This window comes from Phenylobacterium koreense, assembly GCF_040545335.1.
Lineage (GTDB): Bacteria > Pseudomonadota > Alphaproteobacteria > Caulobacterales > Caulobacteraceae > Phenylobacterium > Phenylobacterium koreense.
Window position 1 is genome coordinate 1,139,259 of sequence record NZ_JBEPLU010000001.1, and the last position, 19,797, is coordinate 1,159,055.

At 68.3% G+C, this 19,797-nt stretch carries 20 protein-coding genes; 7 read left to right on the top strand and 13 right to left on the bottom strand.

What is annotated here, in order from left to right; translation table 11 throughout:
• The first annotated feature begins 94 nt into the window (after positions 1 to 94).
• Positions 95 to 3,487: an autotransporter family protein gene (locus tag ABID41_RS05615; protein WP_331932570.1), complete on the top strand. Its 3,393-nt coding sequence runs from the start codon at positions 95 to 97 to the stop codon at positions 3,485 to 3,487.
• A 13-nt stretch (positions 3,488 to 3,500) separates the two neighbouring features.
• On the opposite strand, the gene ABID41_RS05620 is transcribed toward ABID41_RS05615, so the two are convergent.
• The 4 genes from ABID41_RS05620 to ABID41_RS05635 all read right to left on the bottom strand — a co-directional run bounded on the left by ABID41_RS05620 (position 3,501) and on the right by ABID41_RS05635 (position 5,381).
• Positions 3,501 to 3,917 carry an META domain-containing protein gene (locus ABID41_RS05620; protein WP_331932571.1) on the bottom strand — a complete coding sequence of 139 codons (417 nt, stop codon included), beginning with the start codon at positions 3,915 to 3,917 and terminating at the stop codon, positions 3,501 to 3,503.
• On the bottom strand, positions 3,918 to 4,499 hold the full coding sequence (locus ABID41_RS05625) for a beta/gamma crystallin-related protein (RefSeq protein ID WP_331932572.1): 582 nt from the start codon (positions 4,497 to 4,499) through the stop codon (positions 3,918 to 3,920).
• Positions 4,500 to 4,571: 72 nt separating this feature from the next.
• A complete protein-coding gene (locus ABID41_RS05630; RefSeq protein ID WP_331932573.1) occupies positions 4,572 to 4,781 on the bottom strand; it encodes a hypothetical protein in 210 nt (69 codons plus the stop codon).
• A gap of 75 nt (positions 4,782 to 4,856) precedes the next feature.
• Positions 4,857 to 5,381, bottom strand: a complete 525-nt coding sequence (locus ABID41_RS05635; RefSeq protein ID WP_331932574.1) for a GNAT family N-acetyltransferase — start codon at positions 5,379 to 5,381, stop codon at positions 4,857 to 4,859.
• Between the two features lie 60 nt (positions 5,382 to 5,441).
• On the opposite strand from ABID41_RS05635, the gene fghA reads away from it, so the two are divergent.
• On the top strand, positions 5,442 to 6,275 hold the full coding sequence (fghA, locus tag ABID41_RS05640; RefSeq protein WP_331932575.1) for an S-formylglutathione hydrolase: 834 nt from the start codon (positions 5,442 to 5,444) through the stop codon (positions 6,273 to 6,275).
• Between the two features lie 3 nt (positions 6,276 to 6,278).
• On the opposite strand, the gene ABID41_RS05645 is transcribed toward fghA, so the two are convergent.
• The 4 genes from ABID41_RS05645 to ABID41_RS05660 form a co-directional block, all read right to left on the bottom strand.
• A complete protein-coding gene (locus tag ABID41_RS05645) occupies positions 6,279 to 7,145 on the bottom strand; it encodes a dienelactone hydrolase family protein (protein ID WP_331932576.1) in 867 nt (288 codons plus the stop codon).
• Between the two features lie 80 nt (positions 7,146 to 7,225).
• Positions 7,226 to 8,971 carry a glucosidase family protein gene (locus tag ABID41_RS05650; RefSeq protein ID WP_331932577.1) on the bottom strand — a complete coding sequence of 582 codons (1,746 nt, stop codon included), beginning with the start codon at positions 8,969 to 8,971 and terminating at the stop codon, positions 7,226 to 7,228.
• Positions 8,972 to 9,065: 94 nt separating this feature from the next.
• Complete coding sequence (gene gloA / locus ABID41_RS05655; protein WP_331932578.1) at positions 9,066 to 9,584, bottom strand: lactoylglutathione lyase; 519 nt, start codon at positions 9,582 to 9,584, stop codon at positions 9,066 to 9,068.
• Entirely contained in the window at positions 9,581 to 10,579 is a 999-nt protein-coding gene (locus ABID41_RS05660) for a helix-turn-helix transcriptional regulator (protein ID WP_354297280.1), read from the bottom strand. The genes gloA and ABID41_RS05660 overlap by 4 nt, the downstream gene beginning before the upstream one ends.
• 84 nt (positions 10,580 to 10,663) lie before the next feature.
• Here ABID41_RS05660 and ABID41_RS05665 point away from each other — a divergent pair, with 84 nt between their 5' ends.
• On the top strand, positions 10,664 to 11,047 hold the full coding sequence (locus tag ABID41_RS05665; protein ID WP_331928597.1) for a hypothetical protein: 384 nt from the start codon (positions 10,664 to 10,666) through the stop codon (positions 11,045 to 11,047).
• A 5-nt stretch (positions 11,048 to 11,052) separates the two neighbouring features.
• Here ABID41_RS05665 and ABID41_RS05670 read toward each other — a convergent pair whose 3' ends face one another.
• Positions 11,053 to 12,519 carry a lipopolysaccharide biosynthesis protein gene (locus ABID41_RS05670; protein WP_331928595.1) on the bottom strand — a complete coding sequence of 489 codons (1,467 nt, stop codon included), beginning with the start codon at positions 12,517 to 12,519 and terminating at the stop codon, positions 11,053 to 11,055.
• A 711-nt stretch (positions 12,520 to 13,230) separates the two neighbouring features.
• Between ABID41_RS05670 and ABID41_RS05675 the strand changes: the two genes are divergently transcribed.
• Positions 13,231 to 13,746: a hypothetical protein gene (locus ABID41_RS05675; RefSeq protein ID WP_331928594.1), complete on the top strand. Its 516-nt coding sequence runs from the start codon at positions 13,231 to 13,233 to the stop codon at positions 13,744 to 13,746.
• A gap of 89 nt (positions 13,747 to 13,835) precedes the next feature.
• Entirely contained in the window at positions 13,836 to 14,906 is a 1,071-nt protein-coding gene (locus ABID41_RS05680) for a class I SAM-dependent methyltransferase (protein ID WP_331928592.1), read from the top strand.
• Positions 14,907 to 14,909: 3 nt separating this feature from the next.
• Here ABID41_RS05680 and ABID41_RS05685 read toward each other — a convergent pair whose 3' ends face one another.
• On the bottom strand, positions 14,910 to 16,238 hold the full coding sequence (locus ABID41_RS05685; RefSeq protein WP_354297281.1) for an SLC13 family permease: 1,329 nt from the start codon (positions 16,236 to 16,238) through the stop codon (positions 14,910 to 14,912).
• A 94-nt stretch (positions 16,239 to 16,332) separates the two neighbouring features.
• On the opposite strand from ABID41_RS05685, the gene ABID41_RS05690 reads away from it, so the two are divergent.
• Positions 16,333 to 17,154 carry a hypothetical protein gene (locus tag ABID41_RS05690; RefSeq protein ID WP_354297282.1) on the top strand — a complete coding sequence of 274 codons (822 nt, stop codon included), beginning with the start codon at positions 16,333 to 16,335 and terminating at the stop codon, positions 17,152 to 17,154.
• 49 nt (positions 17,155 to 17,203) lie between these two features.
• Positions 17,204 to 17,509 (top strand): GNAT family N-acetyltransferase, encoded by a 306-nt coding sequence (locus ABID41_RS05695; protein WP_331931986.1) that lies wholly within the window; start codon positions 17,204 to 17,206, stop codon positions 17,507 to 17,509.
• A 20-nt stretch (positions 17,510 to 17,529) separates the two neighbouring features.
• On the opposite strand, the gene ABID41_RS05700 is transcribed toward ABID41_RS05695, so the two are convergent.
• The 3 genes from ABID41_RS05700 to ABID41_RS05710 all read right to left on the bottom strand — a co-directional run bounded on the left by ABID41_RS05700 (position 17,530) and on the right by ABID41_RS05710 (position 19,797).
• The gene (locus tag ABID41_RS05700; RefSeq protein ID WP_331931987.1) at positions 17,530 to 17,826 is read right to left on the bottom strand and encodes a UBP-type zinc finger domain-containing protein; all 297 of its coding nucleotides are present in this window, start codon (positions 17,824 to 17,826) and stop codon (positions 17,530 to 17,532) included.
• Complete coding sequence (locus ABID41_RS05705) at positions 17,823 to 18,659, bottom strand: hypothetical protein (RefSeq protein ID WP_331931988.1); 837 nt, start codon at positions 18,657 to 18,659, stop codon at positions 17,823 to 17,825. Before ABID41_RS05705 ends, ABID41_RS05700 begins: the two co-directional genes overlap by 4 nt.
• 61 nt (positions 18,660 to 18,720) lie before the next feature.
• Entirely contained in the window at positions 18,721 to 19,797 is a 1,077-nt protein-coding gene (locus ABID41_RS05710; protein WP_354297283.1) for an acyl-CoA dehydrogenase family protein, read from the bottom strand.

A 19,797-nucleotide genomic window follows, 5' to 3' on the forward strand; every position in this document is an offset into this window, starting at 1 on the left:
GGCTCCTTGATCGCCCTTCCTTCGATCCTGCGACCGATCCGGGCGCCGCCTTTTCGGGGCCGGCCTTCGACCCTGGTCGAATGGAGGGAACCCAATGCGCAGGCATCTCAAGGGACAGGGCCCGAAGCCGCCCCACCGCCGCGGTCGCCAGTATGCGGGCCCCCTCGGCTGGTTGCTGCTTCCAGGGCTGGCGCTGGCGGCGAGCCAGGCGAGCGCGCAGACGACAATCGCCCCCGGCGGCGCCGTGCCAGGTTCCATCGGGGCGGGGGCCACGCTGGTCTTCCAGGGCGATGCGACGCTGACCGGCGACTCGGCCCTGCCCACGAGCGCGACCACCGTGAACTTCCAGGCTGCATCCGGCTCGACGATCATCTCGATGGTCAGCAACGGCCATTTCACCAGCAATGGGGGCACAGGCGGACTAACCCTCAACCTGACCGGCGGCGACTTCGTGCTTCGGAACGGGGCCCGGCCGGCAGGATCGGGCGGCGCCATCCAGAAGATGCCGGCAGGAGCCGGAGGGCTGACCATCAATACCGACGCGACCCTTTCCCTCATCGGGAACACTGCGGGCGTGTTCGGCGGCGCGATCTATTCCGACCGAACCCTGACGATCAACGGGAGCCTGATCGCCCAGGGCAATACGGCGTTGGCCGAAGCTGGTGGAGCGATCCACGTGCAGAACGGCGACCTGACCATCATCGACGACTCCGGGGCCGGCGTGATCACCATCGACAACAATGTCGGCCGCGGCCCGGTGGTGGAGACGGACGCAGGCGGCGGCCTGTCGGACGATGATGGCATCCTGCGCGTGGGCGACGCCGACGACACGATCCAGATCACCAACAACTATTCCGGCTATCTACGCCCCGGCGGCGTCATCACCGTCGACAACACCAATTCGAACGGCGGCGGAATTCGCGCCAACAACGGAAGCGCCACCACCGCGAACGTCATCCTGACGGGCCAGTCGATCGCCCTTTCGAACAATCACGCCACACGGCACGGAGGCGCGATCTACACCAACAACGGCGCGGAGATCACCGGGCCGCTGGTCATGTCGAACAACGAGGGCTTCGGCGACGGCGGTGCGATCAAGACCCACCTCGGGTCGTTGCTGATCAACACGACCGGGACCGGCGCCACGACCATCACCGGCAACCGCGCGCTGGGAACCAGCGCAGGCACGTCGGGCGACGGCGGCGCCCTCGATGTCGGCGACAACAATCCATCGGACATCCGCATCGGCAATCCGGCCGGCGCGGTCGTCATCAGCGGCAATCAGGCCGCCGGGCGAGGCGGGGCGCTGAGCAGCTATCGGGACAACGAGATCACCGGCAGCGCCATCACCCTCAGCGGCAACCAGGCGGCCCAGGCGGGCGGCGCCATCTACACCGCCCGCAACACCACGATCGCCGGCGGGCTGACGGCCGAGGACAACAGCGCCGGAGGCCTGGGCGGCGCGATCTACAGCAACGGCGGCAATGTCACCTTGCAGGCGGTCGGCGCGGACATGAGCTTCAGCGGCAACCGGCACCAGACCGCGACGACCGCGCGGGCGAACGCCATCTATCTCGCCAGCACAGGCACGACGGCGGTCCTTACCCTCGACGCCGACACCGACCGGGCCATCACCTTCTTCGATCCGGTCGCGAGCGGGGCGATACGAACCAGCGTGATCAAGACCGGCGCCGGACGCGCCGGCTTCGACGGCTCGGAATACGTCGACGCCGCCGATCGCCACTCCACGATCTATGCCGTCACCGAGGTGAACGCCGGCGCGTTCGAGGTCGCCAACAACGCGGTCTATGGAGTGCGCGCCGCGGACGTGGGGGCGGCGGCGCCAAGCTCCTTCACGGTGGCGGGGGGCGCCACGCTGCAGGGCGGCCTGGCGGGGACGATCATCGCCAACCAGTTCGAACTGCAGGACGGCGCTACGCTTTCGGTGGCCGGCCGCCAGCCGAACGTGCGCGGGGTATTCACGATCGACGCCGACGCCGCGAACCTGGAAACCGGCAGCAACGTCCTCTTCAACACGGTGCTGAACAGCGGCGCGACCCAGGACACCGACTTGCTGGTCTTCAGCGGAGCGACGGTCACTGGCGTGGGCGCCAACGTCTTCGTCACTCGCGCGGGCGGCGCCGGCGCGGTGACCGTCGGCAACGGTATCCGGCTGGTGGACGCCCTGAACGGCGCGACGACGCCGGACGGGTTGTTCGTGCTGGGCGCCCCGGTGGCCGCCGGCCCGTACGAGTACAAGCTCTATCACGGCGGACCGGTCGCCGGCTCCGACAACGACTGGTTCCTGCGCTCGGAACTGAACTGCGCCTTGCCGGGCGCGCCCTCGCCCCCCTGCCCGGGCCCTGGACCCGGACCTGGGCCTGGGCCTGGGCCTGATCCGGGGCCTGATCCTGGTCCCGATCCCGGACCCGATCCCGGACCTGACCCAGGCCCCGACCCTGGCCCGGATCCGGGGCCTGGCCCAGCGCCGGATATTCCCGACTATCGGATCGAGACCTCGCTCTATACCGCCCTGCCAGCTCTGGCGGCGTTCTATGGCCGGGCGCTGCTCGACAACCTGCACGACCGGGTCGGCGAGGAGGAGCAGTTGCGCGGCCGCCCGGAGAGCCGCCGGAACTTCAACGGCGCCTGGGTGCGCGGGGTCATGTGGGACGGCCATCACGACGGCGGACCCTTGGGCATCTACAGCAACGAGGGGCCTGATTTCGACTACCGCCTGGCCGCGCTGCAGCTTGGCCTGGACCTCTACCGGCACGAGCACGACAACGGCCAACGGGATCACCTGGGCGCATATCTCGCCTATGGCGAGGCCAGGGCGGACGTCGACCACATCAACCACATCCGGGCCGGCACCGCGGGCATCGAAGCCTTCTCCATCGGCGGCTACTGGACCCACTATTGGGCCCGGGGCGCCTATCTGGACGCGGTTGCGCAGTACACTTGGTACGACGCCTGGGCCCGTTCCCCGCGCATGGCCGAACTGACCGGCGACGGCGACGGCTGGGCCCTGTCGCTGGAAGGCGGCTATCCCTTCCGGGTGCGTGAACACTGGGTGGTCGAACCCCAGGCACAGATCGTCTACCAGACCTTCGATGGCGGCGACGCCAACGACATCGCCGCCCACGTGACCTTCGACAGCACGAACTCCCTGGTCGGACGGCTGGGCCTGAGGGTGGCGCGGACCTGGCAGAACGACGACCCGCAGGAGCCGCTGCTGACCACCGGGTGGCTGCGCCTCAACTATCTCCACGAGTTCCTGGACGACCCCAGCACCACCTTCGACGCCGAGGACGGGCCGGTCACCTTCGAGTCCGACCTGGGCGCCAACTGGATGGAGCTCAACGGCGGCGTGACCAAGCAGATGTCGAAGAACGCTGCCCTGCTGATCAACGGCGGCTATCAGTGGAATCTCGATCAGGACAGCGAGGCCTGGACCGCGAAGGTCGGCGTGCGGTTCAACTGGTGAGGGCCTTGTGAGCCTAGTCCTTGCGGAACCTGAGCGGTCCCTGGGCGGTCCCGACCACTAGCGCGCCGTCAGGCGTGAAGGCGTAGTCGGCCGCGGTTTCCAGGGCGCGGAGGAACCTATCCTCCTGGTCCATCAGCGCGGGCGCGCAGGCCATCCGGCTGGAGCCCATCTGGCTGAGTGTGAGCTTGCCGGCGGACGGCCTGGCCCAGCTCCCGAAATAGCGGTTGCAGCCGCCAGATCCAGCCGCCGAGCCGCCCTCGGCCAGGGTCATGGTCACGTGCGAGTTGTCGATAATCCCGCCGCCGAGCAGGTCTTCGAGGCGCCATTCGGCCCCGATCAGGGCGTCGTTCCCTCCGCTGGGAGGGGCGCCCGGTGTGTTGGCGCAGGCCGACAGGACGATCGCGGCCAGGATCGGAAGAGCGTGTCGCATTCAGTTCCACTTCGAGCAAAGGACATCGGCCAAGAAGATGCGGCCGCCGACAGTTTCAGCGGCGCTGTTCCGGGCCCGGACATAGCCGATGGAGCGGCAGAAGGTATCGGCCTCGCGGGCGATGCAGGCCGCCGTTCCGCCCTCGCGCGCGCAAGCCTCGACCCGCTGTCCACGAACGTGGGGCGCAGGGAAGAACTCCGCCGCCATACCTCTCAGTGAGACGCCGTGACCCGATTGCGGAGGGAGCGGCGGAACCGGCCTGGCCGGAGCCGGGCGCACCGAACCGACGCCGCTGACGCCCAACTGGGCCTGCAGGTTGGAACTGGCGCCGCTGATCACCGTGCAGCGGCCACGGAAGGCGCGCTGTTCACAGACTTCCCAGGCGCTGCCGCCGCCGACCCGCACGCTGCGCGGCGCCCAGGTGGCCAGAAAGATCGGCATGGAGCCGGTCACGGTAAGGGTGCGGCCGGTGAAGTTGGTTCCGGAGAAGAATTGAGCGTTCGCCGCCATGCGGTCCTGGGCCAGCGACGGCCCGGCCGCGGCCGCAAGCGCGCCGCAGGCCATCAGGATTCCCAACCTCATCGCGTCCTCCCGGAATTCGCGCGTTCCAGGTGTAAATGGTCAAGCGCGGCCGTAGTTCCGTGGAAGGCGCGATCAGGCCCAGGCGGAAGGCGGCTTGCCCCGCTTGCTAACGGAGGCGAGCTTGACGTCGTCCAGCCAGATCTCGACGACGTCGCAGCTTGGATGATTGTCGAGGAAGCAGCGCGCCTCCTCCATCACTTGGGCGACATCGTCGCCCTCGGTGAACTCGGCGGTGGGCGATACACCGTCGCGGCGGCGGCCCATAAGAACGAAGCCCTGCATCTTCTTCGACCCGTCCCTTGATCTGAAAAGAGCTCCGTCACTCTGCACCCGGAAGACGAACGGGCAAGTTCACGTTTACGGGACTGTACGACCTCGCAGGTCGATGGTCATGTAGCGGGCATCATCCCCATAGCCCGCGACCTTGGCCGCGAGCGCCGCCGGCACGACGGCGGGGACGCGATAGCCCATCTTTTCCCAGAAGGCCCAGGCCCCCTGTACCGCCACAAGGTCGCCGCGTACGAGCCCCGCCGCCCTCGCCCGCTCGGCGGCGACGTCGACGAGCCGACGTCCGACGCCGTGGCCGCGCGCAGCCGGGCCCATGGCCAGATCGTGGACGAACCAGTTGTCGACGTCCGCGGCCTGCGCTCCCAGCCGCGTGCCGATCGCCGGCGGACTGGCGGCGGGCCACGGGTGGCTGAGGATGTAGGCGACCAGCTCATCGCCCGCGAACGCGCCCCAGCAGAAGCCCGGCCCGGCTAGGAGCCGGCTTTCCAGCACCTCCTGGTCCTCATGGTAGATTGGCTGATAGGCCAGGAGTTGCAGGTCCGCGACGGCGGGCATGTCGGCCGCGATCAAAGGGCGGACGATATGGTCGGTCATGATCGGCGGCTCACGAGGAAGCGGTTGGCCGCCCGCTTATAGAGCATGTAAGGGAGCCGCATGGCCCTCGAGATCATCCAGCAGCACAAGGTCCATGGCGGAACCTTGAGCTACGTGCGCCATGCGAGCCAGGCGACCGGCACGCCCATGCGCTTCAGCGTGTTCATTCCCGGCGAAGCGAAGGGTCCCCATCCCTACGCGATCTGGCTGTCGGGCCTGACCTGCACCGAGGACAACTTCACCACCAAGGCCGGCGCCTATGGCCACGCGGCGCAGGCGGGCCTGGCCATCGTCGCCCCCGACACCAGCCCTCGCGGCGAAGGCGTCGCCGACGACCCGGCCTACGACCTTGGCCAGGGCGCGGGGTTCTATGTGGACGCCACCCAGCCGCCCTGGGCGCCGCATTTTTCCATGGAGACCTACGTCACGGCCGACCTTCTGTCGGCGGTCGAAGACGGCTTTCCGCTCGATCCGGCGCGGCGGGGAATCTTCGGGCACTCCATGGGCGGCCATGGCGCGCTGACCCTGGCCCTGCGCCATCCAGAGCTCTTCCGAACCGTCTCGGCCTTCGCGCCGATCGCCTCGCCGACCCGCTGCCCCTGGGGACGAAAAGCGTTCGCCGCCTATCTGGGTCCGAACGAGACCGCCTGGGCCGAGCACGACGCCGTCCTGCTGATCGCCCAGGGCCGCGCCCGCGGACGCTCCATCCTGGTGGACCAGGGCGGAGCCGACAACTTCCTCGCCGAGCAGCTCAAGCCGGACCTGCTGGAAGCTGCGGCCAAGGAGGGCGGCGCCGACCTGACCCTGCGGATGCAGGACGGCTACGACCACTCTTATTTCTTCATCTCGAGCTTCATCGGCGACCACGTCGCCTGGCACGCGGCCCGACTTTAGTCGTTAGGCGAGCGCCCTCTTGTAGAGCGCCAGGAGCTCGGCCCAGGCCCGCTCGGCGGCTGCCTCGTTGTAGACTTGGCTGCCGCGGACGGTCCAACCGTGGGCAGCCCCCTGATAGACCTCGACCTTGGCCGGGCGGCCCGCCGAGGCGAACGCCGCCTTCAGCTTGTCCTTCGCGGCCGGATCCGCCTTGTCGTCGTTTTCGGCGATCAGCACCAGGAACTCGGCCTGTGTCTTGGGGATCAACAGGTGCGGGCTGGTCGGCTGGTCGGTCGCCAGGCCGGCGCCATGGAAACTCGCCACCGCCCCGACGCGCGAGGGGACCACGGCCGCGGTGCGGAACGCGAGCGGTCCTCCCATGCAGTAGCCCTGCGTCCCGACCTTCTTGCTGCGGTCGGTCTGAGGCTGGGCGTCCAGGAAGGCGACATAGGCCACGGCGTCGCGATCGGCGCCTTCCGGCGTCACGCTGGCCCGCAGGGGGGTGAGCTTGGCGCGGTCCTCGGGCGTGGCGAAGTTGAAGCCGCCCTCGATCACCGGCGCGGCTTTCACGCGGTAATAGAGGTTCGGCACGAGCACGACGTAACCCTCGGCCGCGAGGCGTCGGCCCATTTCACGGAACACCGGGCGCAAGCTGATCACGTCGGGCCAGACCACCACCGCAGGCCACTGGCCCTTGCCTTCCGGATAGAAGAGCGCTGCGTCGGCGACCCCGTCCGGGGTCTTCACCTGGACGTCCTTTTCCACGACCGGCGCGGCCGCGCAGGCCGCGGTCGCCACGAGGCCGGCCGCGGCCGCGCTCATCAGTCCGAACATTCGCCGCGAAACGGTGGGGTCTTCGATCAGGCCTTGGTGGATGTCGTCGTCGCACATTGGCGCGTCCTCCCTCGTCTTTGGCCGCATGGAGCCGGGCATTTGTTGCGCGGATGTTTCGCCGAGGGAAGCCTGCAACCTCAGTCGGAGTCACCGCGCAGGACCACGTCGCGGTACTTCAGGGCCACCGCCGCAGGCATGGACGACCAGCCCTGCAGTAGGGAGCCGCGGCCCCAGGGCGGCGAGAAATACTCCACTGCGCCCATCCAGCCCTCTTCGAGGCAGGTCCGCCACCAACGCAGCATCGGGTAACGCCAACCCGGCAAGCCCCGGCGCAGGCGCTCCTCGGCGTAGAGGCCATCGAGCCAGGGCCAGTCGGCGCCATTGTGATAGCGATAGGCGAAGGCGGACTTCGACCGGGTGTCGGCGCGGTGCTTGAAGGGCGGATATGAGCACATCACGCCCCAGTCGCCGAACCCTTGCGCCTGGTTGTGGCGGGTCTCCAGTTTGGCCCGGATCGCCGCCAGCACCTGCTGAGCGCGCTCCTCGGACACGGCGTCGTGGCGCAGCAGGGTGAGGCTGTCGAGGGCGAGATGATCTTCCAGCACAGGATCGACCTCGGCCAGGCCCTCGGGCGCCAGATAGTCGGCGTACCAGCCGTCCTCGCGCCAGAGCGTCGCCTCGATCACCGCGCGGGTGGACTCGGCCAGGCTGCGGGCCTCGGCCGCCAGCCCTGGCTCGATCCGCAGGCCGAGGGTCGCGATCGCGTCCAGCGCCCCGACCCAGAGGCCAAGGTCGTAGGCCACGAAGCCGCTGCGATAGACGTTATCGGTCCAGTCGCGCTCGTGCCGGGGTTTGACCGGCAGTCCCCGCTCGGTGAAGACCCGATAGCGCTGGAAGATCGCCTTGATCAGCGGCCAATGCCGCTCGGCCGGATCGTCATCCTCGCAGACGCGCACATAGTCGGCGATCGCCAGGATGAAGAGCAGCGGCGAGTCGAAGTGGTCGCTCCACCAGTCGATGGCGCGGGTATGTATCCAGTCCAGACCAAAGACCGTGGTCCGAAGCTCCTCCCAGGCCTGCGCCTGCTCGGGACCGGCGAGGATCACCCCGCTGGGCGCCTCGCCATCCGGCTGGATGCCGGAGGCCAGCATCTCGATCTCTTCGTGGACCAAGGCTGGTGCGACCTCCAGCAGCAACTGCAGGGTCCAGTAGCCGTCGCGATAATAGGTCCGCGCCGGGGTCGAGTAATGCAGGCCGGCGGCCAGGCCGTCGAAGCGGCCGCGCTCGTCGCGGCGGGCGCTGGAGAGCGCCGCATGGGTTCCCTGGATCACCATGCTGCGCAGCAGGGGATCGGCCTCCGGCAGGCGGTCGCAATGGGCTGCATAGCCATGCGCCTCGGCGATGATCGTCTCGACCGAAAACCCGATCGCCCGTTCGGCCTCGCCCGGGTCGGTCCCGGCCGCGATCACGAGGTCGGGGCCGCGCTGCTCGATGATCACATTGGCCCAGAAAAGATCGACGTACCGGCGGCCGTGCTCGCGCCGGATTCTCGATCGCGGATGCTCCATGCGGTCCCACGAGGCGCAGCGCCGCGCCGGCGAGAAGCCGCGATAGGTCACCCCGCAGATCACCATGACCGGGGCTTCCTGCGCGACGAACACGCCGCCCACCGCCGCGAGCAACATGTTCGGCGCATAGACGAAGGGGCCCTCCAGCGGCGAGAACCGCAGGCGTCCGAGGTCGCCCTCACCCCACAGCGCCAGTTGCGCGACGCCAGCCGCCGTCACCTCGCCCTGCAGCCTCGGCCCCATGATCGGCAGCAGCACCGGCTTGCGGCTCTCGACGAGGCCGTCGGGTCGCGGGGTCAGGGCAGGTTCGGGCATCGGATGCTCCACGCGGCGGACGCGAAGGAAAACGCAGCAAGCAGCGAAGCTTTCCCTCGGCCTTGCGCGAAACCCAATGCCGGCAAGGGTTCCCTTACCCTGCGGCGCGTCCGCTCGCTGCCCGCGAGGCGGTGATGAGGTCGCGGAGATTGGGGCCGGAGACGATCTCGATCCAGTAGCCGTCCGGGTCCTTGATGAAGGCCAGCCCCTTCATCGCCCCTTCATCGGGACGCTTGACGAACTCCACGCCCAGGGCGTCGAAACGCGCGCAGGCGCCGGCCACGTCGGGCACGGACAGGCCGATATGGCCAAAGCCCCGCGGCTCGGCGTTGCCGTTGTGATAGGCGAAGTCCGGATCGTCCTCGGTCCCCCAATTGTGGGTGAACTCCAGGAGGGCGGGCTGCTCGAACACCCACTTCACACGCTCGGCCGGATCGGACGGTATCTCGCCGCCCGGATAACCCATGAAGTAGAGTGAGAACTTCCCGGCCGGGAAGTCGTAGCGGTCGAGTAAGGTCATGCCGAGGACGTCGCGGTAGAAGGTCACCGTCTTCTCCGGGTCCTTGATGCGCAGCATGGTCTGGTTCAGCACGAAGCCGTCGGTGTCGCTCATTTCCGCCCGTTACCTTCTGGTGCATGAGCCCTGATCGCGGCGGCCAGTTCCTGTCGCATGACAGTCCGCAGCCGCTCCGGCCCAAGGATTTCCACCTTGTCGCCCCAGGTGAAGAGATGCCAGGCCAGCTCGCGCATCCCGCCGGCGGTGAACCGCACGATGACGTCGCCGTCCTCCTGCGGCTCCAGGCTCTGGGTCGGGTGGAAGCGCCAACCCATGGCTTCCTCGGCGCCATGGGGCAGTATGCGCAGCACCACGTCCTCCACCTCGTCCTGATAGATGCCGAAGCTGCGGTTCATGAACGCCTGCAGGGAGAAGCCCTCGGGCCGGCTGCCTACCGTCTCCAAGACCTCGATGTCGAGCACCCGGTCCAGGCGGAAGGTGCGCGGCTCGGGCGAATCCCCCTCCCCGCCAACCAGGTAGTTGGAGCGGCCGAACAGCAGGCCGAAGGGCGTCACCTCGCGCACCCGCCCCGGGGAGGAGCCGCCCTCGTAGCGGAAGCGCAGCCGGCGCAGGGACTTGATCGCCTCGCGCACGCAGCCGAGCACCACCTCGTCCTCGAAGGGCCGCGGTCCCGGGTGGATGGCCATGGTCTCGGCCTCCAGGATCGCCTCAAGGTCCGGCGCCAGCTTGCGGCGCGCGCCGGCTCGGATCGCAGAGAGCACCTTCTGCTCCAGCGACATGAGGGCGCTGGCCCGGGTGCGGGCGCCGGCGGCGCGGAACTGCTCGGCGGCGGCGCGCAGGGCCGCGAACTCGTCGGCGTTGGGGGCCTGGAATATCCCGTCCAGGCCCGCCGGGATGCGGAAGCGCCGGGTGGGCGGATCCTCCACCTCCTCCATCTGCGGGAAGGCTTCGCGCACGGCGTCGCGCATCCGCTCGACGGTGCGGCGGCCGACGCCCAGCCGATCGGCCATCTCGTCCAGGGTCAGCCCCTCGGCCGAGGCGGCCAGCATCCTGGCCAGCTCCAGCAGGCGGGCGGCCTTCTCATGACGCATTGGAACTTTCCCAGAACAAACATGCGTCCGATTCTGACGCATCCGCACTTTAACAAGAACATGCCGATTGGAAAGGAGCTTCCGATGCCCGCCGCCGCCCGAGTGACCTCATTCCGCCGTCCCTATGTCGAGCCGATGTTCCTGTTCGAAGCGCGCCGGCCGATCGTGCCCGCCAACGCCGAGATGATCGAGCAGGTCATCACCCATGCGGACGTGATGGTTCGCCAGTCCGGCGGCCGCATGAAGCTGCGCCTGACCCACGGCATGATCGCCGCCCTGCAGGCCGAGGGCCGCCTTGGGCCGGACGCTTCGCGCCTGGCCGACCTGACCGTGATCTGGGACGAGGCGGAGGGCCAGGTCGTCACCGTGCGCGACGACGCCCGCCTGCGCGACGCGGCCGCCCGCTGGGCCGACTGGGACGCCCTGTTCGACGAAGAAAGCTTCGCGCCGGTGAGCGAGGCGGCCTGACCGCCTCAACCCGGCAAGCTGGTCGTAGCCTGGCGCGCCACCACGCCTCGGACCTTTGCCAGCGCCTCCCGGCGCACCCGACCGCCGACGAACAGGATGAGCGCCAGCGCGTAGACCGCGGCGCCGAGCGCGACTGCACACGCAACGTAGAGCCACCCGTTGGCGAAGACCTCCCGTCGGCCGGAGAACAGCAGTACGGCGAGCGCCATCACCGAAGCGGCCAGGCCCTGCGGCAGGACCGCCCTGATCGCGTCCAGGATCAAACCTCCAGCGGCGCGTTTGAACACCCATAGCTGGAAGATCATCGCCAGATAGCACCGCGCGACGTAAGCCGCGGCGGTCGCCCTTAGCCCGAACGGAACAGCCAGGGCGCACAAGACCGCGGTCCCGACCAGATCGATCGCGGCCAGGCGAACGACCAGGTCCGCCCGTCCAAGCGCGGTCAGCGCCGGGCCGATGAAGAAGTTCAGCGCATAGGGCGTCACCAGCCAGGCCAGGATCTGCGCCAAGGCGATGCTGGGCGCCCATTTCGCCCCATAGATCAAAGGGATCAGCTCGTTCGCGAGCACGCCGAAACCGACGATGCAGGGAAAGGACACCGCCGCGCTGATCGCCACCATTCGCAGATATGACCGGCGAAAAGCTTCGCGATCGGATTGAAGCTTGGCCAGCATCGGCAGCGAGACCAGGGAGAAGGGTGTGATCGTGCCCTGGGAGATGAGCTCCGTCGACTTCCAGGCCATCCGGTAGAAGCCGACCGCTCCGGCGCCGAAGGCGTGCGAGATGATCAGGTCCTGCACCCGGGCGGTGAACAGGACGATGATCTGTGAGAGGGCGATGTTGCCGCCGAGCTGTAGTTGGGCCTTCAGGGTCGAAAACGAAAACTGGAAACCTGGCCGCCATCGGAAGGCGCTCCAGGCCACCAGGGTGTTGATGACCTCGGCGACGTACCGCTGGATGACCAGGCTCCAGACACCGAACCCGTTCAGCGCGGCCAGCACCGCCAGGCCGCTCGCGAAAAGCCCGCTCAACAGCGACCGCAACGCCAAGGACTTGTGCCCGAATTCCCGCAGATTGCGGGACATGTGGCTGGCTCCCAGCGCGGTGATCGGCAGCACGAAGCCGAGCGTCGCTACGACCGCGCCGCCCTCGGGTCGACCGAAAGCCACCGAGATCGGCTGCTGTGCGACCAGGCCGCCCAGCGCCAGGAACGAGGCCAGGCCCATGTTGCTCCAGAAGAGCGTGTCGGCGAGCTTCGGCGTGACCTCGCGCGCCCGATAAAAGCCGCTCACCAATCCGCCCGACACGATGATCTTGCCTGCCTCGGCGTAGACGAAGGCGACGGCGAAGAGCCCGAACTCGGCCGCCGACAGCAGCCGCGCCATCACGAAGAAGGCGACGAGATTGAAAATCTGGTCGCTGCCGAAACGCACGAAGGACCAAAACACCGACGCCGAGACCTTGCGGTCCAATCTGGGCGAGCTTGCCATGTACTACCGTGGGTTACGCGCAAACGGGGGCGCAAGAAACACCCAGTTTCACACCCCAGCAACCCACCTCGATCACGCCGGCGCCGATTGATGATCAATTGCCCATCTTACAGCAAAACGCCACCACACAGGTCACGCGAGGCCAATCATACTTGAAACAGGCTCGACCATACGCACGTACAACCCTCTAGAATCTGAGATTAATTACACAATCGGTTCCACAAGCTTCCGCGATTCTATTCGCATGGCTCGAAATTCTCGCAACGCGCAGGCCGTTAACACTTTATAAGCAAATGCAGCGAGATTGCACCACCCTCAGTTGAGGACGGGTGGCGTGATGCCTTTCCCTTGTACGGCTTTGAGTCAGGCGTTCGCGCACGGGTCGCTCGCTCCCCTCCGCGCACTCCGTTCCACGCCCGCATCGCCGCGCCAGAGCGCGCCTTGTGTCAGGCGGCCGCCCGCGGCCAGGCGGAGACCTGCGCCTTCCACGCCAAGTTCGACCGACAGCCGGAAAGTGTTGAAATGCACCCGATCCTAGCGACCCACCGAGGCTTACTGCTGGCCTCGACCACCCTGGCGTTAAGCGCCTCGCTCCTAGCCTCGAGCCCCGCCCTCGTCGCCTGCACGACAGCAGGCATTACCTTGCGACTCATTCGCAATCGCAATACAGTCGACGGGCATCAGGAGCACGCCATGCCCATTCCCGACGACCACGCCCGGCTGTCCGACCTGACCCAGGGCGAGCACATGCTGCTCTGGGCGTTCCGCGCCGCCGCCTTCGGGGTCGCCGACTGCCGCCTGGTCCGCCGCCAGTTCGAGGACGCCTGCGGCCCGGTAGGCATCGAGGCGCTGACCGCGCTGACCGTGTTCGTGAGCGAACTCGCCGCCAGCGGCCGGCGCAGGGTCACCCTGGCGGCTCCCGGATCCTATCGGCTGACCTGCGACGAACAGACGATCCTCGCCCTCTTCGCCTCCGCGCAGGCCGAGGACTACCCGCGCCTCGAGGCGCATCTGATCTGGCTGCTGGCCGATACGCCGCGCGCGCCCTTTGCGGCCGCCGCCTGCCTGGTGGCCCAGGCCTTCGCCATGAATGGCCTGCTCCTGCGACTACCGACCGTCGAGACTGCGCCCACGCCCCGCGAGCCCTCGAATCCGAAAGGAATCCTGCGATTTTCCTCGTTCGGCGCGGCCGCCTGCAATCACGCCTAGACGAGAGACGCTTCACGCACGGCAAGGTCTCTTCATTCAGCCCGACTTTGGTGGGAGAACATTGGTCTTCCAGCCCAAAGGAGGCTGACATGCCGAATGACAAACCTGTCGATCAGGGCAAGCTCGAAGCTTTTCAAGGAAAGATGGTCGGGGACATGGGCGCGGCGATCTCCGCGGCTCTCGTGCTCATCGGCGACAAGCTCGGCCTCTACCGGACCCTAGCCGAGATCGGCCCGGCCAGTTCGCTCGATCTGGCGAACGCAGCCGGCGCGGCAGAGCGCTATGTCCGCGAATGGCTCGCCGCCCAGGCGGCCTCCGGCTATGTCGAATACGACCGCACGACCGGCCGTTTCTCCATGAGCCCCGAACAGGCGATGGTCTTCGCCGACGAAGGCGGGCCGGCCTTCATGGCTGGCGGATTCGAAGTGCTCGCCGCCATGTTCCGCGACGAGCCGAAGGTCACCGACGTGTTCAAGAGCGGCAAGGGCCTGGGCTGGCACGAGCACGACTCCTGCCTGTTCCGCGGCACCGAACGGTTCTTCCGCCCGGGCTATAACGCCAACCTCACCTCGGCCTGGATACCGGCGCTGGAAGGGGTGGAAGCGCGGCTGAACGAGGGCGCGCGCGTAGCCGATGTCGGCTGCGGCCATGGCGCTTCCACCGTGCTGATGGCGAAGGCTTACCCCAAGTCGCGGTTCTACGGCTTCGACTATCACGGCCCATCGATCGAACGGGCGCGCCAGTCGGCACGCGAAGCCGGCGTGGAAGACCGCGTCGAGTTCGAGGTCGCCACCGCCAAGGACTTCAACGGCGGCGCCTATGACATGGTGGCGATCTTCGATGCGCTCCACGACATGGGCGATCCGGTCGGCGCCGCGCGCCATATCCGTGAGAACCTGGCGCCCGACGGCGCCTGGCTGCTGGTCGAACCCTATGCTCACGACGATCTGGCCGACAACCTGAACCCCATCGGTCGATTGTTCTATTCGGCCTCCACCATGATCTGCACGCCCGCCTCGCTCAGTCAGGAGGTGGGTCTGGGCCTAGGCGCCCAGGCCGGGGAGGCGAAGCTGCGCAAGGTCGCCGAAGAAGCCGGGTTCACTCGCTTCAAACGCGCCGCCGAGACGCCGTTCAACATGGTCTTCGACGTCCGCCCCTAAGGCTCAGAACGGGAAGAATATCGGGATCGCGATCATCGCGGCGACGTAGGTGACGAGGTTCAGCGGCGCGCCGACACGCACGAAGTCCATGTAGCTGTAGCCGCCCACCTGGAAGACCAGCACATTGGTCTGGTAGCCGAAGGGCGTGGCGAAGGCCGCGCTGGCGGCCATCATCACCCCGACCAGGAAGGGCCGCGGATCGACGCCCAGGCTTTCGGCCAGCGCTACGGCGACGGGCGCCAGCAACACGGCCACCGCTGCATTGGAGAGGAACTCCGTCGCCACCAGCGTCACACCGTAGAGGATGATCAAGGCGGCCAGCGGGCCGAACGGCCTGATGAAGCCGATCAGCAACTCGGTGCCGGCGGCGGCGAGGCCGGTGATCTCTATCGACATGCCGACCACCACCATTCCGGCGATCAGCAGCAGCACGTCCGGTCGAAGACCCGCGTAAGCTTCCTCGGCGCTGACGACGCGCATCAGGATCAGCGAGACCGCCCCCGCGAAGGCCGCCGCCGCGATCGGCGCCCAGCCCGCAGCCGCGGCGGCCACCACCGCCACGAACACGGCCAGCGAGAGGAAGGCCTTGCGGGGCTGCAATGGGCGGTCCGCCGCGCCGAACAAGGCGACATCTCCAAGGACCGCATCGCCGGCGCCGCCCTCATAGCCACGCTGCTCGCCGAGCGGAATCGGAGCCCGGGGCGATGCGATCTTGTCGTCCTCCTTCGGAAGAAGACGCGTGCCGACCAGATAGAGGTAGAGCGCCCCGGCCCCGGCCACGGTCAGTCCGACGGGGGTGATCTCGAAGAGGCTGAAGGCCGGCTGGCCGGCGTTGCGCGCCATGTCGTTGACGAGCAGGTTGGTCGAGGTGCCGATCAGAGTCAGCAGCCCGCCCAGCACCGTCACGTAGCTCAGCGGCATGAGGAAGCGCTTGGGTGAAAGCCCCAGAGAGGTCGCCACGTCCTTGATGATGGGCGCGGCCAGTACGACGATCGGGGTGTTGTTTAGGAAGCCGCCCACAGAGCCGCACAGGCCGATCACCAGCCAAAGCCCTCGCTCGCCCAGCCGGGCGCACATCCGCGTCGCCTGACGGATCAGCAGCCCGAGCAGGCCCGACAGCTCGATGGCGTAGGCGATGACGAACAGCGAAGCCAGCGCGAGGATGGCGGGGCTGGCGAAGGCGCCCTGCACCTCGCTCGGCCGGACGACGCCGAGCAGCAGCAGCGCGGCGGCGGCCGAAAGCGCGGCGACATCGGACCGGACCCGCCCATGAATCAGGACGCCGACAACGGCGACCAGAACGACGAGCGCCGCGATCTGATCGAAATTCATCTGTCCGTGCAGACCCGGCGAACCCGTTCACGTCAAGGTTTTTGACGCGCCTGCTCCCCGCCATGCTAGCTTGTCGGCCATGCCTCCCGCAGATGTGAAGAGAACGCTCCGTTCCCCGGCGCGCGCGGGCGCCGTCATCGCCCTGGCCCTGCTGGGCGCCTGCAGCCGCGGCGAGCAAGCCGCTCCGCCGCCCAAGATCGCGCCGCCGCCCGCCGAAAAGCCGGCTGTCCTGGCGCCGCCGCCGAACCTGGATCGGGCCGGACTCCTGGCCGCCATGGCGGACGCCGCCTCGGCCTATGCCGCGGGCGCCGCTGTGCAGAGCGCCGATCCTCTGGTGGGGCGGACCTTCGTGGCGCGCATGCCCTTCGGTTGCCTGGGCCCGCACGCGGCGAAGGACGCCCAGCCTGGCCTCGCCCGCTGGAGCTCCGGCGCCAATGGCCGGACCATCGAACTCGGCCTCGCCCCCGCCGACTGGACCAAGACCCCGCTGATGGCCGCCGCGGTCGGCGACAAGGTGTGGGAGCGAGTTGAAGGCTACTGGATCGACCGCCCCTGGCTGAAGGGCGAGGCGTGCCCGTCCACGCCGCAGGCAGGAGCTAGCCTGGTCGCACTCCCCTCACCCCAGACTATGGGGATCGCCGCGGTGTTCGCGCCTGACGACTCGCGACTGTCCCAACGCAAGGGCCGCCCCTACAGCTTCACCATCCGCGGCTCGGAGGATGTGCTGCCGGTCCCGCCGCCGGAAGGTTACCGCCTGGTGCTGGAGGGCCGGATCGTCGCCTTCCCGGACGGTCGCGCCGTCAATTGCCGCTCCGAGGGCCCCGACCAAAGACCCATCTGCATCGTGGCGACCCAGCTCGATCGCGTAGCCTTCGAAGACGGCGGGACCGGCGCTCAAATCAGCGAGTGGCGATGAGCCGGCCGCACGCTTAAGTTTGGCGTCGAATCTTCCAGAGAGGACCGCGATGATCGACCTGCCCGAAGTGGTGCGCACCGACAAACGCTTCGAGATCCGTGTCGGCGATGACGTCGCCTTCGCGGAATATCGCCTAAGGGGCGACAGCGTGATCTTTCCGCACACCGTCGTGCCCGAGGCCTTCGGCGGCCAGGGCGTGGGCAAGCGGCTGGTCGAGGCGGGCCTGGCCTTCGCGCGCGAGCAGAAGCTCTGGGTGCGGCCACACTGCCCCTTCTTCCACGCCTACATCGCCAAGCGCCCCGAGCTGCACGAACTGGTGCACCCCGACGAGCGCCCGTCGCTGATCAAGGCCTAGCGGAAACGCGCTCTAGGCGCTCAGTAGCGCCAGCCCGGCGGATGGGGCGTCGTCGCGCCTTCGAGGTCCAGCATGATCTCGTCCACATAGCACCAGCCCCAGCCGTCGGGCGGATCGTAGGTCTCCATGATCGGGTGGCTGGTGGCGTGGAAATGCTTGGTGGCGTGCTGATTGGGCGAGTCGTCGCAACACCCGACATGACCGCAGGCGCGACAGAGGCGCAAATGCACCCAGCCCGAGCCGATCTTCAGGCATTCTTCGCAGCCGTCGGCCGAGGGCGTGACCTCGCGAAGATAGGCGCCGTGCGTGCAGGTCATGGGCTCAGCCACTCCGCCAGGTTTCGATAGTAGCGTTCGACCGCCTGACGGCCGCGCGGGTCGGTGAGGATCCGATCGGAGGCCTGCTCGCTGACGAAGCTCGGGCAGCCGCTGCGCGGATCGAGATTGTAGTCGCAGAAGTGATGGAAGGTGGACTGGGCGACCGCCCGTCCCTGCCCGGGGACACGCCCTTCGAAGGCCACGATGAGGTTGAACCGCGCGCCGGTCGCCTCGCTGACTCCGGTGGCGATGACGTGCGCGTCGGGCTCGTCGGCCGGCGCTGTGACGGCGCCCTCATGCGGGTGCGAGGGCAGGAAGGCCAGGAGCCCGCCCGCCCCGTCGTCCAGCAACGGATGCGCCTCATCCTCGACCTGGATGGCCTGGAAATCGCCATTGGCGCCAGAGTGGTAGTTGGGCCAGTCGATATTGGTGGTCACCACGTCGTCGCGCCGGCGCCGACGCACGTCGGGCTCAGGGTTGGCGCTGTGGAAGTGGTGCGCCTTGCCCACTCCGCCGAGCGCGCAGACCGAGCAACCGAGATCCTGGTGGTCGCGGGTGACCAGAAGCCCTCCGCCCCCGGCGCGGAAACGGCTGATGGCGGCGCATTCGTCGGCATGGATGCCGTCGCCCGTATCCACGGCGAACAGCCAGAGCTGGTCGAAGTCGGCCTGGTCCAGGTTAGCCAGCACCGGATCGGCGCCGGCCTGTCGATCGCGGGCGACGACCTCGTGGCCCAGGCCGCGCAAATAGTTCGCCAAGATGGAGAAACGGCCGACATGCCAGTCGTCCTCCGCGGACGGAATCGTCGTCTGGATCAGTATCCGCTTGGCCATGGCCGACCTCCGACCAGTAGGCTAACGACAGGTGGCCGCCGACTGCAACCTGGACGAGGGTCTAGGCCGCCAGGCCCTGTATCTGCGCGGCGATGCGGCGGACCCGCTCGGGCCCGCCCAGCAATTGCCGATCGAGGCCGATGCGCTTGAACCAATAATGCAGGCCCAGCAGGTCGGTGATGCCCATGCCGCCATGGACCTCGGTGGCGGTGCGGGCGATGAAGCGGCCGACCTCCGACAGGTGCGCCTTAGCGTGGGCGGCCGTCAGCGAGGCCTCCTCGGGCGCGTCGTCGAAGGCGTAGGCCGCGTACCAGACCAGCGACCGGCAGGGTTCGAGTTCCGCGGCCATCTCGGCGCACATGTGCTTCACCGCCTGGAACGAGCCGATCACCCGGCCGAACTGGCGCCGCTCCTTGGCGTAGGCGACGGCTTTCTCGATCATCACCTGGGCCGCGCCCAGGGTGTCGGCCGCCAGCAGGGTCCAGGCCGCATCGCGAACAGCATCGAGGCCGTGAGCCGCCAGCGGCTCGGACTCCGTCCCCTCGAACCGCAGCTCGCCCAACCGCCGGGTGAGGTCGATGGTCGTCATGGGCTCGCGCGCAAGGCCCGCAGCATGGCCATCGACAAGATGCAGGCCGCCCGCATTGTCGGCGACCACGAACAGGTCAGCGCTCATGGCGTCCGTGACGAAGAGGGCCTTGCCGGTGAGGCGGTCCCCGTCGGCGTCGACGCCGGCCCCGTCGCGGGCGCCGGCGATCGGCTCGCTGATCGCCAGGCCTACGATGACCTCACCGGCGGCGATCTTCGGAAGCCAAGCCGACTGCTGGGCCGCCGATCCCGCGCGCGTCAAGGCCACCGAACCGGCCACCGCGCCGAGGAAGGACGTGGGCGCCACCGAGCGGCCGAGGGCCTCGGCGGCGAGCGCTGCGTCGAGCAGGCCAAGGCCAAGCCCGCCGTGCTCCTCGTCGACGACCACGCCCGGCAGGCCGAAATCGCAGAGCGCGGCCCAGATATCGGCGCCCGGGTCCTCCCGGTCGGCGGCGAACTTGCGGACGCGTTCCAGCGGCGCTGCGGCCTCCAAGACACGCGACAGGCTTTCCTGCATCAGCCGCTGGTCGGGGGTGATCGAGAAATCCAT